Here is a 16,988-nt window from a genome sequence, read left to right as displayed (position 1 = left end):
AGTTGGGCCAGGCGAGTTGGGCCAGGCGAGTTGGGCCAGGCGAGTTGGGCCAGGCGAGTTGGGCCAGGCGAGTTGGGCCAGGCGAGTTGGGCCAGGCGAGTTGGGCCAGGCCGGGTGGGTTGGATTGGCCGGGCGACCCAATACCAAGACCGGCCCTAGCCTGAGCCAGGACCGGACCGGGTTGGGTTGGACTCAGCCGAGCTGAGCTGGCACCGAGCCGACCTGCGCCAGGATCCGGGGCCGGGCCGGGCCGGGCCGGGTTGGGATGGGCTGGGGCTGGGCCTGATGGGGCCGAGTTGAAAAGGGCCGGGTCGAGGTTAGGCCGGGTCTGGGGCAGAGGCCAGGCGCGCTGAGTCAGGGCCGGGGATCGAGCCGGAACCCGGTCCCCTGCCACGGCTGGGCCAGGTTCGGGCCGAGCTGAGCGGGACCCAGGGACCGGGCTGGGCTGGGCTGGGGCGAGCTGAGCCAGGACTGAGGGCCGGGCAGGGCCAGGCCAGGACCGGCTGAAGCTAGTAGCGCGGCGGCTAGAAACGTTCACCGGGCCGGCGTCGGAGTCCCGGCCACCATTTGGACAGGAGTCCCGAACAACAGACAGCCGTCTTAACCACCGGGCCAAAGCTCCCAACCCTCGGACCGTCGGCCTCCCAACCCGAACAGCGGGCGGCCGCGGTTCGTGGGTTTGGTTTTGGGGAGCACGGACCTGGCAGGGTGGGGGTGGCCGCTCATGAGCCGCCAGGCGATTGGCCGCCCCCGCCCGGTCTCGGCGTGAGCGACGGTCAGCACCCTGCACCCAGGCACGACATGGTCCTGCTGTTATGGGTCCTGCCGTTGATCTTTACCGGGCGGCCCTGACTGTCGATCTTCGAAGCCTGGCCGTTGATCTTCATTGGGCGGATACGAAAAGGCCCGGCCTGGAAGGAGCCAGGATCCGGGCCTTTTGCGGTTGTCGGTTAGCGGACGAACTGGGCGGCGTCGTTCGTGAGATCCAGGAGGGGTGCCGGGACGACGCCCAGGATCAGGGTCACGACTACGCCGATCACCAGGGCGGCCGAGGTGAGGAAGCCCGGGATCGAGACCGACGGCGTCGTCTCGCCTGGTTCGGAGAGCCAGACCATCACGATCACGCGCAGGTACGGGAAGGCCAGCACCATGCTGGTGATCACGCCGAAGATGACGAGCCAGGTCTGGCCGCCGTCGACCGCGGCGCCGAAGACCGCGAACTTGCTCGTGAAGCCGCTGGTGAGCGGGATGCCCGCGAAGGCCAGCATGATGAACGAGAACGCGGCGGCGAACAGCGGGCTCTTGCGGCCCAGGCCCGCCCAGCGGGACAGGTGGGTCGCCTCGCCGTCCGCGTCGCGGACCAGGGAGACGATGCCGAAGGCGGCCAGGACCGAGAAGCCGTACGCCACCAGGTAGAACATCGTGCTGGACAGGCCCTCCTTGTTGAGCGCCAGGACGCCCACCATCAGGTAGCCCGCGTTGGCGATCGAGGAGTACGCCAGCAGCCGCTTCATGTCCGTCTGGGTGACCGCCAGGACGGCGCCGACCAGCATGGTCAGGACGGCGATCACGCCGAGGATCGGCTGGAAGTTCCAGCGGACGCCCTCGAAGGCCACGTAGAGGACGCGCAGCAGGGCGCCGAACGCCGCGACCTTGGTGCACGCCGCCATCAGGGCGGTCACCGAGGTCGGCGAGCCCTGGTAGACGTCCGGGGTCCAGACGTGGAACGGGACCGCCGCGCACTTGAAGAGCAGGCCGATCGACACCAGGGCCAGGCCGCCGAAGAGCAGGGCCTCGCTGTGTGTCGGGTTGGCCACCGCCGCGTGGATGGCGGCCAGGTCGATCGCGCCGGCGAAGCCGTAGAGCAGGGCGACGCCGAACAGGAAGAACGCCGAGGCGTACGAGCCGAGCAGGAAGTACTTCAGCGCCGCCTCCTGGCTCAGCAGGCGCCGGCGGCGGGCCAGTGCGCAGAGCAGGTACAGCGGCAGGGAGAAGACCTCGAGGGCCACGAACATGGTCAGCAGGTCGTTCGCGGCCACGAACAGCAGCATGCCGCCGAGCGTGAAGACGGCCAGCGGGTAGACCTCGGTCGCGCCGGGCTCGCTGCTCGCCTGCTTCAGGTCCTTCTCCGAGCCGACGGTGATCGCCGCCTGCGAGACGAACGCGCCGCCATTCTCGACGGAGCGCTCGCCGATCAGCAGCAGGGAGACGAGGCCGAGCAGCAGGATCGAGCCCTGCAGGAACAGGGTCACGCCGTCGATCGCGACCGCGCCGCCGATGGTCAGCGTCCGGGTGTCGCGGCCGATGATCACCGCGATCAGCGCGGCGACGACGGCGACCAGGGCCAGGATCAGCTGGATCATGTTGCGGCGGTGGCGGGGCAGGATCGCCTCGAGCAGGATGCCGAGGCAGGCCGCTCCGAAGAGGATCAACATCGGCGACAGGGCGCCGTAATTGATCTCGGGTAGTTGGAGGTCTCCCATGGCTACGGCGCCACCTTTCCGTTCGCGACCGCCGTCGGTGCGGGATCGGTCGTGCCGACGTCCTGCATGGTTGCCTCAACCGCCGGATTGATCACATCGGTGACGGGCTTCGGGTAGAAGCCCAGGACCAGCAGCAGGATCACCAGCGGCGCGACCACGAACTTCTCGCGCAGCGTGATGTCCTTGTGCATGGCCGGGTACTCGGTCAGTGTCGGGTTCAGCGTGCCCTGCGTGGTGCGCTGCACCATCCAGAGCACGTACGCCGCGGCGAGGATGATGCCCGTGGTGGCGATGACCGCGTAGGTCTTGTGCACGGTGAACGTGCCGATCAGCACCAGGAACTCGCTGACGAACGGCGCGGTGCCGGGCAGCGCCAGCGACGCGAGGCCGGCGAAGAACAGGATTCCCGCCAGCACCGGAACCAGCTTGCCGGCGCCGCCGAAGTCGCTGGTCAGGGCCGAGCCCCGGCGGGCGACGAACATGCCGACGACCAGGAAGAGCAGGCCGGTCGCGAGGCCGTGGTTGACCATGTACAGCACCGAGCCGGTGCCGGCCTGGGTGGTGAAGGCGAAGATGCCGATGCCGATGAACCCGAAATGCGCGATCGAGGTGTACGACACCAGCCGCTTCAGGTCGTTCTGGCCGACCGCCAGCAGGGCCGCGTAGATGATGCCGATGACGCCGAGGACCAGGGCCGCCGGCGCGAACCAGCGCGACGCCTCCGGGAACAGCGGCAGGCAGTACCGCAGGATGCCGAAGGTGCCGACCTTGTCGAGCACGCCGACCAGCAGCGCCGCGGCGGGCGCCGGGGCCGCGACACCGGCGTCGGGCAGCCAGGTGTGGAACGGGAAGAACGGCGCCTTGACCGCGAACGCGATGAAGAAGCCGAGGAACAGCCAGCGCGCGGTGTTGGTGTCGAACGCCGCCGAGACGTCGCTGAGCTTCTGCCAGTCGAACGTGTGCCCGCCGATGACCCAGAGGCCGATCACCGCGGCCAGCATGAAGAGGCCGCCGACCAGCGAGTAGAGGAAGAACTTGACCGCCGCGTACTGCCGCCGGGCGCCGCCGTACGAGCCGATGATGAAGTACATCGGCACGAGCATGACCTCGAAGAACACGTAGAACAGGAACACGTCGGCGGCCGCGAAGACGCCGATCATCGTGCATTCGAGGACCAGCAGCAGGGCGAAGTACGTCGGCACGCTCCGGGTGGTTTCGTCGACGTCGTGCCAGGACGCCAGGATCACGGCCGGCACGAGGATCGCGATCAGCATGAGCATCACCAGGGCGATGCCGTCCGCGGCGAACGTGAAACGGACGTCCCAGGTCGGGATCCACGGCTTCGACCAGTAGAACTGGAAGCGGTCGCCGCCGACCTCGAAGGCGATCCACATGACGATGCTCAGCAGGAGCACGACCAGCGACCAGCCCAGGGCGATCGTCTTGGCCAGTTGTGCCTTGGCCTTCGGGATGCAGGCCACCACGGCCGCCCCCACCAGGGGGAGCACCGTCAAGATGAGCAGAAACGGAAAGTCGGTCACGCCAACCATCCCAACTGAATTGCGAGGAAGGCACCGACGACCAGGACTACGCCGGTGAGCATGGACAACGCGTACGAGCGGACGAAACCGGTCTGCAGCCGGCGCAGGCGACCCGAGCTGCCGCCGACGGTGGCCGCGAGGCCGTTCACCGCGCCGTCGATGCCCCTGTTGTCCAGGAAGACCAGCGCGCGGGTCAGGTAGATGCCGGGCCGCTCGAACACCGCCTCGTTGACGGCGTCGGTGTAGAGGTTGCGGCGCGCGGCCGTGACCACGACCCCGGCGGGCTGCTCCTGCAGCGCGGTGCCCCTGCGGAACAGCGCGTACGCCAGGCCCGCGCCGGCGACGGTGAGCACCAGCGAAAGGACGGTGATCACGGTGTGCGACAGCACCGGCTCGTGCTCCGCGACCTCCGGGCCGAGCACCGGCTCCAGCCAGTGCGGCACGCTGGTCTTCATCAGGAAGCCGGACGCGATCGAGCCGACGGCCAGCAGCATGAGCGGGATGGTCATGATGTAAGGCGACTCGTGCGGCTCCTTGATGTCCTCGGTCCACCGCTTCGGGCCGTGGAAGGTGAGGACGAAGAGCCGCGTCATGTAGAAGGCGGTGAGGCCGGCGCCGAGCAGGGCGGCCCCGCCGTACAGCCAGGAGGTCCAGTCGCCGCGCTCGAAGGCGGCCACGATGATCGGCTCCTTGGTGAAGAAGCCGGACAGCGGCGGGATGCCGATGATGGCGAGCCAGCCCATCATGAAGGTCAGCCAGGTCCAGCGCATGTACTTCGACAGCGCGCCGAAGCGCCGGATGTCGACCTGGTCGTGCATGCCGTGCATGACCGAGCCCGCGCCGAGGAACATGTTGGCCTTGAAGAAGCCGTGCGCGAGCAGGTGGACGATGGCCAGCGAGTACGCGCCGCCGCCGAGCCCGACGCCGAGGAACATGTAGCCGATCTGGCTGACCGTCGACCAGGCCAGGACCCGCTTGATGTCGTCCTTGGCCGCGCCGATGATGCAGCCCATCAGCAGCGTGAGCGCGCCGACGCTGACCACGATCGTCTGCAGCGTGGTGTTCGCCGAGAAGATCGGGTTGGACCGGGCGATCAGGTAGACGCCGGCGGTGACCATCGTCGCGGCGTGGATCAGGGCCGAGACCGGGGTCGGGCCCTCCATCGCGTCGGGGAGCCAGGCCTGGAGCGGGAACTGGCCGGACTTGCCGGCCGCGCCGAGCAGCAGCAGGATGCCCAGCACCAGCACGGTGCCGCCGGACAGCGCGCCGACGCCGTTGAACACCTCGTCGTACTGGGTGGTGCCGAGCGTGGCGAAGAGCAGGAAGATGCCGATGGCCAGGCCGGCGTCGCCGACCCGGTTCATCAGGAACGCCTTCTTACCGGCGGTGGCCGCCGACGGCCGGACGTACCAGAACGAGATCAGCAGGTACGACGCCAGGCCGACGCCCTCCCAGCCGAAGTAGAGCATCACGTAGTTGTTGCCGAGGACCAGCAGCAGCATCGCGGCGACGAAGAGGTTGAAGTAGGCGAAGAACTTCCGCCGCTCCGGGTCGTGCTCCATGTAGCCGACCGCGTACAGGTGGATCAGCGAGCCGACACCGGTGATCAGCAGGACGAAGACCGCGGCCAGCGGGTCGAAGAGCAACCCGAATTCCACGTGCAGCCCGCCGACCGCGATGAAGTCCCACAGGCTCTGCTCCGCGGCGCGGGTCTCGGGGTCGAGGCCGCGCAGGCTGAAGAACATCGAAAGGCCGAGGACGAACGGTACGGCGACCGCCAGGACGCCGAGCCAGTGCCCCCACTTGTCGGCCTTCCTGCCCAGCAGGAGCAGGACCGCCGCGCTGGCGAGCGGGATGGCCACCAGCAGCCACATCCCGCTCAGCAGCCCGGTCGCGTGGGCATACTCCACTGTCTGTTCCACGTGAAGGCCCCTTTAGTACTTGAGGAGGTTGGCGTCGTCGACGCTGGCCGAGCGCCGCGTCCGGAAGATGGACATGATGATGGCCAGCCCGACCACGACCTCGGCCGCCGCGACCACCATCACGAAGAACGAGATGATCTGGCCGTCGAGCGTGCCGTTGATCCGGCTGAAGGTCACCAGCGCGAGGTTCGCGGCGTTCAGCATCAGCTCGATGCACATGAACAGCACGATCGCGTTGCGGCGCACGAGGACGCCCGCGGCGCCGATGGTGAACAGGATCGTGGCCAGCACAAGGTAGTAGTCAGGTGTCACTTCTCTGTCCTCTTCGGTGCGGCCTCGCCGGCGGTCAGCTCGCGCACGGGCAGGATCGGCGAGATGCTGCGCTCGGTGCCGTTACCGTCCGGCAGCCGGGCGGGCACAGCGACCGACATCGTGTTCGCGTAGACGCCGGGGCCGGGTTTCGGTCCCGGATAGGTACCCGGCCGGAAGCGCGCCTTCATGCGCGTGACCTGGTCGGCGATCTCTTCCTTGGCGCGCTCGACGTGCGCGAGCACCATGGCACCGACGGCCGCCGTGATCAGCAGCGCGGAGGTGACCTCGAACCCGAACACGTACTTGGTGAACAGCAGCCGGGCGATGCCCTGCACGTTGCCGCCGTTGGCGCTGTTCGCCTCGGCCAGGCCGACGAACTCGGCGCCGCCCAGCGAGCGGGCGAGGCCCGTCGCGACGAGCACGCCGAAGGCGACGCCCAGCAGGATGGCGGCGATCCGCTGCCCGCGCAGGGTCTCGATCAGCGAGTCGGACACGTCGCGGCCGACCAGCATCAGCACGAACAGGAAGAGCATCATGATCGCGCCGGTGTAGACGATGATCTGCACCGCGCCGAGGAACGGCGCCTCGTTGATCACGTAGATGAAGCCCAGATTGAGCATGGTGACGATCAGCCACAGCGCGGAGTGCACTGCGTTGCGCGCCATGACCATGCCCAGCGCGCCGATGACGGCGAGCGGAGCCAGGATCCAGAAGGCCCACGCCTCGCCGGTGGAGACCTGACCGGCGGCCTCGGCCGCGATGGCGATCATCGGGCCACCTCGCCCAGCGCGTCCTTGACGACCGCCGGCGTCAGCGGCGCCCGCTCGGCGCCGGCGGAGGTGCCCGGGTTGGTCAGCGCGCCGAGGTAGTAGTCCTTGTCGGTCTCGCCGAGCCGCATCGGGTGCGGCGGCTGCTCCATGCCGGGCAGCAGCGGCGCCAGGAGCTCCTTCTTGGTGAAGATGAGGTCCTGGCGGCTGTCGCGGGCCAGCTCGTACTCGTTGCTCATGGTCAGCGAACGGGTCGGGCAGGCCTCGATGCACAGGCCGCAGAAGATGCACCGCGCGTAGTTGATCTGGTAGATGCTCGCGTACCGCTCACCGGGCGAGAAGCGCTGCTCGTCGGTGTTGTCGCCGCCCTCGACGTAGATCGCGTCGGCCGGGCAGGCCCAGGCGCACAGCTCGCAGCCGATGCACTTCTCCAGGCCGTCCGGGTGCCGGTTGAGGATGTGCCGGCCGTGGTAGCGCGGCGCCGGCTTCGGCGGCGAGAACGGATAGTCGGTCGTGATGACCTTGCGGAACATGTGCGCGAAAGTTACGCCGAAGCCTTTGAACGAGCCCGTGAAAGTTCCCACGTCACACCTCCTTGTCTGACGTGTCGGCCGGGCTGGGGGTGGTGCCGCCGACCGTGGCCGGCTGGCGTTCCGCGACCGCGCGGCGCGCCCGCGGGCTGGGCGGCACCTGCAGGTCCATCGGCGGCACCGGGAAGCTGCCCGGTGGCCGGGCGGCGAGCTGTTCCTCGATGGAGTACTCGCGTGGCTTCTTGCTGGCCGGCCAGAGCAGCGCGATGCCGAGCACCAGCACCGCCGCGACCAGGTAGACCACCCAGCGGGCGCCGCCGTCGACCCGGGTGTTGGTGACCCGGACGCCGGCCAGGAAGAGGATCCAGACCAGGTTGACCGGGATCAGCACCTTCCAGCCGAAGCGCATGAACTGGTCGTAGCGCATCCGGGGCAGGGTGGCCCGCAGCCAGATGAAGCCGAACAGCAGGATCAGCACCTTGCCGAGCCACCAGAGCAGCGGCCAGTAGCCGGAGTTGGCGCCCTCCCAGAAGGTGGTGATCGGCCAGGGCGCCCGCCAGCCGCCGAGGAACAGCGTCGTCGCGAACGCCGAGACGGTGATCATGTTGATGTACTCGGCGAGGAAGAAGAGCGCGAACTTGAACGACGAGTACTCGGTGTGGAAGCCGCCGACCAGCTCGGACTCCGCCTCGGGCAGGTCGAACGGCGCCCGGTTGGTCTCGCCGACCGCCGCGATGCAGTAGATGATGAAGCTGGGCAGCAGCAGGACCGCGTACCAGCTCGGCGGCGTCGGGTTCCAGCCGAGGATGTCGAACCGCGTCGACGGGTCGCTGCCGGCCTGCGCGGCGACGATCTGCGAGGTCGACATCGTGCCGGCCGTCATGAAGACCGCCACGATGGACAGGCCCATCGCGACCTCGTACGAGATCATCTGCGCGCTCGACCGCAGGCCGCCCAGCAGCGGGTACGTCGAGCCCGACGCCCAGCCGGCCAGCACGACGCCGTACACGGCCATCGAGGAGCAGGCGAGCAGCACCAGCACCGAGACCGGCACGTCGGTGAGCTGCAGCGCGGTCTTCTGCCCGAACATCGTCACGACCGGCCCGAACGGGATCACCGAGAACGCGGTGAACGCGACGGTCGCCGAGATCACCGGCGCGATGAAGTAGACCACCTTGTCGGCGGTCTTCGGGATGATCTCCTCCTTGAACGGCAGCTTCACGCCGTCCGAGAGGCTCTGCAGCCAGCCCTTCGGCCCGACCTGATTGGGGCCCGGGCGGACCGCCATCCGGGCCACGACCTTGCGCTCGTAGTTGATCGTGAACAGCGTCAGCAGCAGCAGGATGACGAAGACACCCAGCAGCTTGATGAGCACGATCCACCAGACGTCGTTCTCGAACGTCTCGAGCGTCGGGTCCTGTGCGTTGGCGAGGAACGCCGAGGTCATCATGAGTTCGCCCCCTGAGCGAGGATCGGACCCGGCTTGCCGGCGCTGAGCCGGACCACCGCACCCGAGGTGACGCCGAGGCTGCGACGCAGCGTCGAGCCCGGCGAGTTCGTGGGCAGCCACACCACCTGCGGGGGCAGATCGGTGATCGCCGCCGGCAGCGTGATCGCGCCGCGGTCGGTGCCGACGGTGACGGTGTCGCCGTCGGCGATGCCGAGCGATTCGGCGAGGTCCTTGCCGATGCGCGCGAGCGGGGCGCGGGCCGTGCCGGCCAGCACCTCGTCGCCGTCGAGCAGCGAACCGAGGTCGATCAGGTGATGCCAGGTCGCGAGGACCGCCTCGCCGGCGCCGGGCCTCGCCGGCTCGGCCGCGGCGACGGTCGGCGCGGCCGGACGGCCGCTCTGGCTCGCCGGGATGCTGCCCAGCTCGCGGCGGATCGAGGAGACGTCGCCGGTACCGAGCGCGACGTCCATCAGCGCCGCGATGGCCTCGAGCACCCGGCCGTCGGTCATCGCGGTGGTGTTGAGCACGGCCTCGAAGGTCCGCAGCCGGCCCTCCCAGTTCATGTAGGTGCCGGGCTTCTCGGCGGCGGGCGCGACCGGCAGCACCACGTCGGCGCGGCGGGTGACCGCGCTCTGGCGCAGCTCGAGGCTGACCACGAACGGCACGGCGTCGAGCGCCTGCTCGGCCAGGCGCGGATCGGCCAGGTCGGCCGGGTCGACGCCCGCGACCAGCAGCGCGCCGAGCGTGCCGTCGGCGGCGGCCGCCACGATCGCGTCGGTGTCGCGGCCGGCTGCGCCGGGCAGCGCGCCCTCGTCGAGGCCCCAGGCCCGGGTCAGCTCGGCCCGCGCGACCGCGTCGGCGACCGGGCGGCCGCCGGGCAGCAGGTTGGGCAGGCAGCCGGCGTCCACCGCGCCGCGGTCGCCCGCGCGCCGGGGCACCCACACGAGGCGGGCTCCGGTCCGGGCGGCCAGCGCGGCGGCGGCGGACAGGCCGCCGGGCGCGCTCGCGAGCCGCTCGCCGACGATCAGCAGGGCGCCGGGCTCGCTGAGCGCCCCGGTCACCGTCGCGTCGGTGGCCAGCAGCCGGGCCTCGTCGCCGGGCACGGCCGCGACCAGGGTCGCGCCGATCTTCTCAAAACCGCGGCTCAGGTACGGCGCAACGGCCGTGACCTTGAGCTTGTTCTTGCCGTGGCCCTTGCGCAGCCGCAGGAAGAGGATGGGGCACTCCTCCTCCGGCTCGAGGCCGACGATGACCGCCGCCGAGGCGTCCTCGACGTCCTCGTAGGTCACGTCGCTCCCGGCGGCGATCGAGGCGGCGAGGAACTGCGCCTCCTCGTCGGTGCCGAGGGAGGAGCCCGCGGCGCGCAGCGGGCGGGCCCGGAAGTCGATGTCGTTCGTGCCGAGCGCGACCCGGGCGAACTTCGCGTACGCGTACGCGTCCTCGACGGTGAGGCGGCCGCCGGTGAGCACGCCGACGCCCCGGTCCTTCGCGGCCTTCAGGCCCTCCGCGGCGGCCAGCAGCGCCTCGCTCCACGAGGCCTCGCGCAGCTCGCCGGTGCCGGCGTCGCGGATCAGCGGGGTGGTGATGCGGTCGAACGCGGTGGCGTAGCGGAAGCCCCACCGGCCCTTGTCGCAGTTCCACTCCTCGTTGACCGCCGGGTCGTCGCCGGCGAGGCGCCGGAGCACCTTGCCGCGCCGGTGGTCGGCGCGCTGTGCGCAGCCGGCCGCGCAGTGCTCGCACGACGTCGGCGAGGAGACCAGGTCGAACGGGCGGGCCCGGAACCGGTACTGCTCGCCGGTCAGCGCGCCGACCGGGCAGATCTGGATGGTGTTGCCGGAGAAGTACGAGTTGAAGGGCACGTCGCCCGGGTCCTCGCCGGCGTCGCCGTCGCCGTAGCCCTCGCCGCCGAAGAAGTCGTCGCGGTAGACGTTGATCTGCTCGCCGGACGAGCGGTCCATCAGGTCGATGAACTTGTCGCCGGCGATCTCCTCGGAGAAGCGGGTGCAGCGCTGGCAGAGGATGCAGCGCTCGCGGTCCAGCAGCACCTGGCTGGAGATGTGGATCGGCTTCTCGTACTCGCGCTTGTGCTCGTGGAACCGCGAGTCCGCGCGGCCGTTGGACATCGCCTGGTTCTGCAGCGGGCACTCGCCGCCCTTGTCGCAGGTCGGGCAGTCCAGCGGGTGGTTGGCGAGCAGCAGCTCCATCACGCCGGCCTGCGCCTTGGCGGCGACCGGCGAGCTGAGCTGGGTCTTGACCACCATGCCGGGCGCCACCGTCTGGGTGCAGGAGGCGACCGGCTTGCGCTGGCCCTCCACCTCGACCAGACACTGGCGGCAGGCGCCGGCCGGGGCCAGCAGCGGGTGGTCGCAGAACCGCGGGATCGCGATGCCCATCCGCTCGGCGACCCGGATGACCAGCTCACCCTTGGCGGCGGTCACCTCTACACCGTCGACGGTCAGCGTGACCAGTTCGGTCTTCTTGGCAACGTCCGTCATATCAGTGCGCTCCTACCAGGGCCTTCTCGGACAGCCGCGGAGCGGTCCGGCCCTCGATGTAGTCCAGGTAGTCCTGGCGGAAGAACTTCAGCGTCGACATGACCGGCGTCGCGGCACCGTCACCGAGGCCGCAGAACGAGCGGCCGAAGATGTTGTCGGCGGTGTCCAGCAGGGTGTCCAGATCCTGGTGGGTGCCCTGGCCGGAGAGGATCCGGCGGTAGGTGCGCACCATCCAGTAGTTGCCCTCGCGGCACGGGGTGCACTTGCCGCAGGACTCGTGGTGGTAGAACTCCAGCCAGCGCCAGGTCGCGTAGACCGGGCAGTCCTGGTCGGAGAAGATCTGCATCGCCGTCGTGCCCAGGATCGAGCCGGCCGCGGCGACGCCCTCGAAGTCCATCGCGGTGTCGATGTGATCGGCGGTCAGCAGCGGCGTCGACGATCCGCCCGGCGTCCAGAACTTCAGGTTGTGGCCGGGCTTCATGCCGCCCGCGAGCTCGATCAGCTCGCGCAGGGTGATGCCGAGGCCGCACTCGTACTGGCCCGGGTTGGCGATCCGGCCGGAGAGCGAGTAGATCATCGGGCCGGACGACTTCTCCGTGCCCATGCTCTTCCACCAGTCCGCGCCGCCCAGCACGATGTACGGCACGCTCGCGATGGTGCCGACGTTGTTGACCACCGTCGGGCTCGCGTACAGGCCGGCGACCGCGGGGAACGGCGGGCGCAGCCGGGGCTGGCCGCGGAAGCCCTCGAGCGAGTCGAGCAGCGCCGTCTCCTCGCCGCAGATGTACGCGCCCGCGCCGCTGTGCACCACCAGGTCCAGGTCGAACCCGGAGCCGAGGATGTCCTCGCCGAGGTAGCCCTTGGCGTAGGCCTCCTTGACGGCGTTGCGCAGCCGGCGCGCGGCGTGCACGGCCTCGCCGCGGATGTAGATGAACGCCCGGCTGGCCCGGATCGCGTAGGACGCGATGATCGCGCCCTCGATCAGCGAGTGCGGGTCGTAGGTCATCAGGGGCAGGTCCTTGCAGGTGCCCGGCTCGCCCTCGTCGGCGTTGATGACCAGGTAGTGCGGCTTGCCGTCGCCCTGCGGGATGAAGCTCCACTTGAGGCCGGTCGGGAAGCCCGCGCCGCCGCGGCCGCGCAGCCCCGAGTCCTTGATGAGCTGGATCAGGTCGTCGGGGTGCACCGCGAGGGCCTTGCGGACCGCCGCGTACCCGTCGAGCCGCTCATAGGTGTCGATCTTCCAGGCGTCCGGCGAGAGCCAGCGCTTGGTGAGGACCGGAGTGAGCTTCTCGAGAACCTCGCGCCGTGGCTGGGTCACTTCTTCTCCTCGTTACCGACGCTGTCACCGGCGGGCTTGCCGTCGCCGGCGGCCGGGTTGTCGGCGACGCCGGCGGCCTCGGCGGGATTCGACGGGACGGCGGTGGCGTCCGTCTTCGTCGCGTCCGGTGTCGGCGTCGACGCGTCGGGGTTGCGCTGCTCGGCGGTGCGTACCTGCGGGTCCTTGACGTCCCCGCCGCCGGTGCTGGTGCCCGCGGCGCGGTGCTCCACCTTGTCGGCCACCGTCGCGGCCACGGCCTTGACCGCACCGGCCGCCTTACGCCCGGCGGCGGCGAGCTTGCCGGTCTGCGCGGGCTTCTCCCGAACCGGCCCCGGGTCCTTGACGGCCTTGGCCGACTCGTCGCGGGCCGGCTTGGTCGTCGTGATCGGGGCGTCGATGTTGAAGTTCGCGACCGCGATGCCGTGCTCCCGGGCGAGGTTGACGCCGCGCAGCGTCGGCGCGCCGGCCGGGCCGTCGGCGACCGCGCCGTCCCGCTCGTCGGCGAACCCGGCCAGCTGGTGCTGCATCTGCTTGAGCGAGCAGATCCGCGCGCCGCGGATCGGCGCCGGCCGCTCGTCCTTGCGCAGCTGCTCGACCAGGTCGACCGCCGCCTGCGGCGTGGTGTTGTCGATCGCGAAGTCGTAGTTGACCGTCACGACCGGCGCGTAGTCGCAGGCCGCGAGGCACTCGGCGTGCTCCAGCGTGATCTTGCCGTCGGCCGTGGTCTCGTCGTGGCCGACGCCGAGGTGCTCGACGAGCCCGTCGTAGACCTCCTGGCCGCCCATGACGTTGCACAGGGTGTTGGTGCAGACGCTGACCAGGTACTCGCCGGTCGGCCGGCGCTTGTACATGGTGTAGAACGTCGCCACCGCGCCGACCTGTGCCTTGTTGATGCCCAGGACCTCGGCGCAGAACGCGACGCCGCGGGGGCTGACGTGCCCCTCCTCGGTCTGCACCAGGTGCAGCAGCGGCAGCAGCGCCGAGCGCTGGCGGCCCGCCGGGTAGCGCGCGATGATCTCGAGAGCCGGTTCCAGGAGCTTCTCGGCCAGCGGTGCGGCGGCCGGGGAGAAGTCCACCGTGGTTTCTGACATTTAGCGGTCACACCCACCCATCACGGGGTCCAGGGACGCGCCGCCGGCGATGACGTCGGCCAGCAGCGCACCTTCCGCCATCGCGGGGATGGCCTGGAGGTTCACGAAGCTCGGGTCGCGCATGTGCACGCGGTAGGGATGCGTGCCGCCGTCGGAGACCGCGTGCACGCCGAGCTCGCCGCGCGGGTGCTCGATGCCGACGTAGACCTGGCCCGCCGGCACCCGGAAGCCCTCGGTCACGAGCTTGAAGTGGTGGATCAGCGACTCCATCGACTGACCCATGATGTTGGCGACGTGCTCGAGCGAGTTGCCCAGGCCGTCCACGCCGACGGCGAGCTGGGCCGGCCACGCGATCTTCTTGTCCGCGATCATGACCGGGCCGGGCTTGAGCCGGTCGATCGCCTGCTCGACGATCTTCAGCGACTCGCGGATCTCCGCCATCCGGACCAGGTAGCGGCCCCAGACGTCGCCGGTCTGCGCGGTCGGCACGTCGAACTTGTACGTCTCGTAGCCGCAGTAGGGCATCGTCTTGCGCAGGTCCCAGGCCAGGCCGGCCGAGCGCAGCACCGGGCCGGTAACGCCCAGCGACAGGCAGCCCGTCACGTCCAGCACGGCGACGCCCTTGGTGCGCTCGTGCCAGATGACCTGGCCGGAGAGCAGCGCCTCGTACTCCTTGAGCTTCTTCGGCAGGTACTTGATGAAGTCGCGGATCTTCTTGATCGCCGAGTCGGGGATGTCCTGCGCGACGCCGCCCGGGCGGATGTACGCCGCGTTCATCCGCAGGCCCGAGGTCTCCTCGAAGATGTCGAGGATGTACTCACGCTCGCGGAAGCCGTACAGCATCATCGAGATCGCGCCGAGCTCCATGCCCGTGGTGGCGATCCAGACCAGGTGCGACGAGATCCGGTTGAGCTCCATCATGAGCACGCGGATCGTGTTGGCCCGCTCGGTGATGTCGTCGGTGATGCCGAGCAGCTTCTCGACCGCCAGGCAGTACGCGGCCTCGTTGAACATCGGCGCGAGATAGTCGGCGCGGGTCACGAACGTCGTGCCCTGCACCCAGTTGCGGTACTCCGTGCTCTTCTCGATGCCGGTGTGCAGGTAACCGACGACCGGGCGCACCTCGGTCACTGTCTCGCCTTCGAGCTCCAGGACGAGACGCAGCACGCCGTGCGTCGACGGGTGCTGGGGACCCATGTTGACGACGATCTTCTCGTTGCTGAGCGGGTCGACGCCGGCGGTGATGGTGTCCCAGTCACCGCCGGTGACGTTGAAGACCCGCCCCTCGGTGGTCTCCCGCTCGGTCGCGTATCCCGATGTCGTCATTGGTAGACCCTCCGCTGGTCCGGCGGCGGAATTTCGGCGCCCTTGTACTCGACGGGCACGCCGCCGAGGGGGTAGTCCTTGCGCTGCGGGTGGCCCTCCCAGTCATCCGGCATGAGGATCCGGGTGAGGTTGGGGTGGCCGGTGAAGATGACCCCGAACATGTCGTAGGCCTCCCGCTCCTGCCAGTCGGCGGTCGGGTAGACGCCGGTCACGCTGGGCAGGCTGCCGCCCGCCGGGATGGCCGCCTCGAGGCGGACCCGGCGGCGGTAGGTCATCGACAGCAGCTCGTAGCAGACGTGCAGCCGGCGCGCGTCGGAGGCGAGATAGTCCACGCCCGACACCGACGAGCAGAGCTCGAAGCGCAGCGACTCGTCGTCGCGCATGATCTGGGCGACCTCGGCGATCCGCTCCGGCGCGATGTGCAGGGTCAGCTCGCCCCGGTCGACCACGACCTTCTCGATCGCGTCGGCGAAGGCGGGGTACGCCTCCTCGAGGGCGTCGTGCACCTCGTCGAAGTAGCCGCCGTACGGCCGCGGGGTACCCGCGACGGCCGGGTGCGGGCGGGCCAGGCCGCCGAAGCCGGACACGTCGCCGGTGCCCGCGATGCCGAACATGCCCTTCTGCGGGTTGTCCGGCAGCTCCGCCGGCGAACCCAGGTGCGCCCCTTCAGGATTCTGCGAGATGCTCACTTGCCACCCTCCCGAAGGTGCGGCTGCAGCTTCATCCAGTTCTCGATGCGGAGCTGCTCCTCGCGGCCCTCCTTGACGGCCTGCGTCCACTCGGCCCGGCGTACCTTGTCCGCCCGGTACGAGGACGGCATCGCGCCGGGCGCGACGATCGGCAGCTTGCCCTCGGCCCGCCGGGCCTCGAGCATCTTGCGGCCGTTCGGGCCGAGCGGCGCGGCCATGACCTTCTCGCGCATCTTGAGGATCGCGTCGATGAGCATCTCGGGGCGCGGCGGGCAGCCCGGCAGGTAGATGTCGACCGGCACGATGTGGTCAACGCCCTGCACGATCGCGTAGTTGTTGAACATGCCGCCCGACGAGGCGCAGACGCCCATCGAGATGACCGAGCGCGGCTCGGGCATCTGGTCGTAGATCTGCCGCACGACCGGCGCCATCTTCTGGCTCACCCGGCCGGCGACGATCATCAGGTCGGCCTGGCGGGGCGAGGCCCGGAAGACCTCCATGCCCCAGCGGCCGAGGTCGTAGTGCGGGCCGCCGGAGGCCATCATCTCGATGGCGCAGCAGGCGAGCCCGAAGGTGGCGCCCCAGAACGACGACTTACGGGCCCAGTTGGAGAGCTTCTCTACAGACGTCAGCAGAACGCCGGCCGGCAGCTTTTCTTCGATTCCCATAGCCCGCCCCCTCTCAGTCCCAGTTGAGTCCGCCGCGTCGCCACACGTAGGTGTAGGCGATGAAGACGGTGACGATGAACAGGACCATCTCGACGAAGCCGAACAGGCCGAGCGCCTCGAAGGACACCGCCCACGGGTAGAGGAAGATGGTCTCGATGTCGAAGATGATGAAGAGCATCGCGGTCAGGTAGAACTTGACCGGGAAGCGGCCACCGCCGATCGGCTGGGGTGCCGGCTCGATGCCGCACTCGTAGGCCTCGAGCTTGGCGCGGTTGTACCGCTTGGGGCCCACGATGGGCGCGATCGACACCGAGAACAATGCAAAGAGCGCACCGAGGATCAGCAGACCGACGATCGGTACGTAAGGATTGAGCGTCATGCCGTCTCCTGCTCGAC

14 protein-coding genes are annotated in these 16,988 nt (G+C 69.6%); all 14 read right to left on the bottom strand.

Features of this window, described 5'->3' with window-relative positions; translation table 11 throughout:
- Window positions 1-950: 950 nt before the first annotated feature.
- From nuoN to ACIBSW_RS25545, 14 genes are read right to left on the bottom strand one after another with little or no spacing between them, the layout of a single operon-like run.
- Window positions 951-2,483 carry an NADH-quinone oxidoreductase subunit NuoN gene (nuoN, locus tag ACIBSW_RS25610; protein WP_354727770.1) on the bottom strand — a complete coding sequence of 511 codons (1,533 nt, stop codon included), beginning with the start codon at window positions 2,481-2,483 and terminating at the stop codon, window positions 951-953.
- Window positions 2,484-2,485: 2 nt separating this feature from the next.
- Window positions 2,486-4,024 carry an NADH-quinone oxidoreductase subunit M gene (locus tag ACIBSW_RS25605; RefSeq protein WP_354727772.1) on the bottom strand — a complete coding sequence of 513 codons (1,539 nt, stop codon included), beginning with the start codon at window positions 4,022-4,024 and terminating at the stop codon, window positions 2,486-2,488.
- Window positions 4,021-5,898, bottom strand: a complete 1,878-nt coding sequence (gene nuoL, locus ACIBSW_RS25600) for an NADH-quinone oxidoreductase subunit L (protein WP_354727782.1) — start codon at window positions 5,896-5,898, stop codon at window positions 4,021-4,023. The genes ACIBSW_RS25605 and nuoL overlap by 4 nt, the downstream gene beginning before the upstream one ends.
- Window positions 5,899-5,958: 60 nt before the next feature.
- Window positions 5,959-6,258 (bottom strand): NADH-quinone oxidoreductase subunit NuoK, encoded by a 300-nt coding sequence (nuoK, locus tag ACIBSW_RS25595; protein WP_184998052.1) that lies wholly within the window; start codon window positions 6,256-6,258, stop codon window positions 5,959-5,961.
- Window positions 6,255-7,028, bottom strand: coding sequence for an NADH-quinone oxidoreductase subunit J (locus tag ACIBSW_RS25590; protein ID WP_354727774.1), 774 nt, complete (start codon window positions 7,026-7,028; stop codon window positions 6,255-6,257). The genes nuoK and ACIBSW_RS25590 overlap by 4 nt, the downstream gene beginning before the upstream one ends.
- Window positions 7,025-7,609, bottom strand: a complete 585-nt coding sequence (gene nuoI / locus ACIBSW_RS25585; RefSeq protein ID WP_354727776.1) for an NADH-quinone oxidoreductase subunit NuoI — start codon at window positions 7,607-7,609, stop codon at window positions 7,025-7,027. The genes ACIBSW_RS25590 and nuoI overlap by 4 nt, the downstream gene beginning before the upstream one ends.
- 1 nt (window position 7,610) lies before the next feature.
- On the bottom strand, window positions 7,611-9,002 hold the full coding sequence (nuoH, locus tag ACIBSW_RS25580) for an NADH-quinone oxidoreductase subunit NuoH (RefSeq protein ID WP_354727784.1): 1,392 nt from the start codon (window positions 9,000-9,002) through the stop codon (window positions 7,611-7,613).
- On the bottom strand, window positions 9,002-11,500 hold the full coding sequence (locus ACIBSW_RS25575; RefSeq protein WP_354727778.1) for an NADH-quinone oxidoreductase subunit G: 2,499 nt from the start codon (window positions 11,498-11,500) through the stop codon (window positions 9,002-9,004). The genes nuoH and ACIBSW_RS25575 overlap by 1 nt, the downstream gene beginning before the upstream one ends.
- A gap of 1 nt (window position 11,501) precedes the next feature.
- The gene (gene nuoF, locus ACIBSW_RS25570) at window positions 11,502-12,818 is read right to left on the bottom strand and encodes an NADH-quinone oxidoreductase subunit NuoF (RefSeq protein WP_404799455.1); all 1,317 of its coding nucleotides are present in this window, start codon (window positions 12,816-12,818) and stop codon (window positions 11,502-11,504) included.
- Window positions 12,815-13,909 (bottom strand): NADH-quinone oxidoreductase subunit NuoE, encoded by a 1,095-nt coding sequence (nuoE, locus tag ACIBSW_RS25565; protein WP_354724598.1) that lies wholly within the window; start codon window positions 13,907-13,909, stop codon window positions 12,815-12,817. Before nuoE ends, nuoF begins: the two co-directional genes overlap by 4 nt.
- On the bottom strand, window positions 13,910-15,235 hold the full coding sequence (locus tag ACIBSW_RS25560; RefSeq protein WP_354724600.1) for an NADH-quinone oxidoreductase subunit D: 1,326 nt from the start codon (window positions 15,233-15,235) through the stop codon (window positions 13,910-13,912).
- The gene (locus tag ACIBSW_RS25555) at window positions 15,232-15,924 is read right to left on the bottom strand and encodes an NADH-quinone oxidoreductase subunit C (protein WP_354724602.1); all 693 of its coding nucleotides are present in this window, start codon (window positions 15,922-15,924) and stop codon (window positions 15,232-15,234) included. The genes ACIBSW_RS25560 and ACIBSW_RS25555 overlap by 4 nt, the downstream gene beginning before the upstream one ends.
- Complete coding sequence (locus ACIBSW_RS25550) at window positions 15,921-16,592, bottom strand: NADH-quinone oxidoreductase subunit B family protein (RefSeq protein WP_184998059.1); 672 nt, start codon at window positions 16,590-16,592, stop codon at window positions 15,921-15,923. Before ACIBSW_RS25550 ends, ACIBSW_RS25555 begins: the two co-directional genes overlap by 4 nt.
- A 13-nt stretch (window positions 16,593-16,605) precedes the next feature.
- Window positions 16,606-16,971 carry an NADH-quinone oxidoreductase subunit A gene (locus ACIBSW_RS25545; RefSeq protein ID WP_023357563.1) on the bottom strand — a complete coding sequence of 122 codons (366 nt, stop codon included), beginning with the start codon at window positions 16,969-16,971 and terminating at the stop codon, window positions 16,606-16,608.
- Window positions 16,972-16,988 lie beyond the last annotated feature (17 nt).

Origin of the sequence: Actinoplanes sp. NPDC049668, assembly GCF_044465445.1 — a bacterium.
Lineage (GTDB): Bacteria > Actinomycetota > Actinomycetes > Mycobacteriales > Micromonosporaceae > Actinoplanes.
The sequence above is the reverse complement of the archived record's forward strand: the minus strand, read 5'-3'. Positions and strand labels throughout refer to the sequence as shown.

What these genes read in the sequence shown, in the direction of transcription:
- nuoN (WP_354727770.1), bottom strand. Translation starts at nt 2,483, where the DNA reads ATGGGAGACCTCCAACTACCCGAGATCAATTACGGCGCCCTGTCGCCG.
- nuoL (WP_354727782.1), bottom strand. Translation starts at nt 5,898, where the DNA reads ATGTGGCTGCTGGTGGCCATCCCGCTCGCCAGCGCGGCGGTCCTGCTC.
- ACIBSW_RS25590 (WP_354727774.1), bottom strand. Translation starts at nt 7,028, where the DNA reads ATGATCGCCATCGCGGCCGAGGCCGCCGGTCAGGTCTCCACCGGCGAG.
- nuoH (WP_354727784.1), bottom strand. Translation starts at nt 9,002, where the DNA reads ATGACCTCGGCGTTCCTCGCCAACGCACAGGACCCGACGCTCGAGACG.
- ACIBSW_RS25575 (WP_354727778.1), bottom strand. Translation starts at nt 11,500, where the DNA reads ATGACGGACGTTGCCAAGAAGACCGAACTGGTCACGCTGACCGTCGAC.
- nuoE (WP_354724598.1), bottom strand. Translation starts at nt 13,909, where the DNA reads ATGTCAGAAACCACGGTGGACTTCTCCCCGGCCGCCGCACCGCTGGCC.
- ACIBSW_RS25560 (WP_354724600.1), bottom strand. Translation starts at nt 15,235, where the DNA reads ATGACGACATCGGGATACGCGACCGAGCGGGAGACCACCGAGGGGCGG.
- ACIBSW_RS25550 (WP_184998059.1), bottom strand. Translation starts at nt 16,592, where the DNA reads ATGGGAATCGAAGAAAAGCTGCCGGCCGGCGTTCTGCTGACGTCTGTA.
- ACIBSW_RS25545 (WP_023357563.1), bottom strand. Translation starts at nt 16,971, where the DNA reads ATGACGCTCAATCCTTACGTACCGATCGTCGGTCTGCTGATCCTCGGT.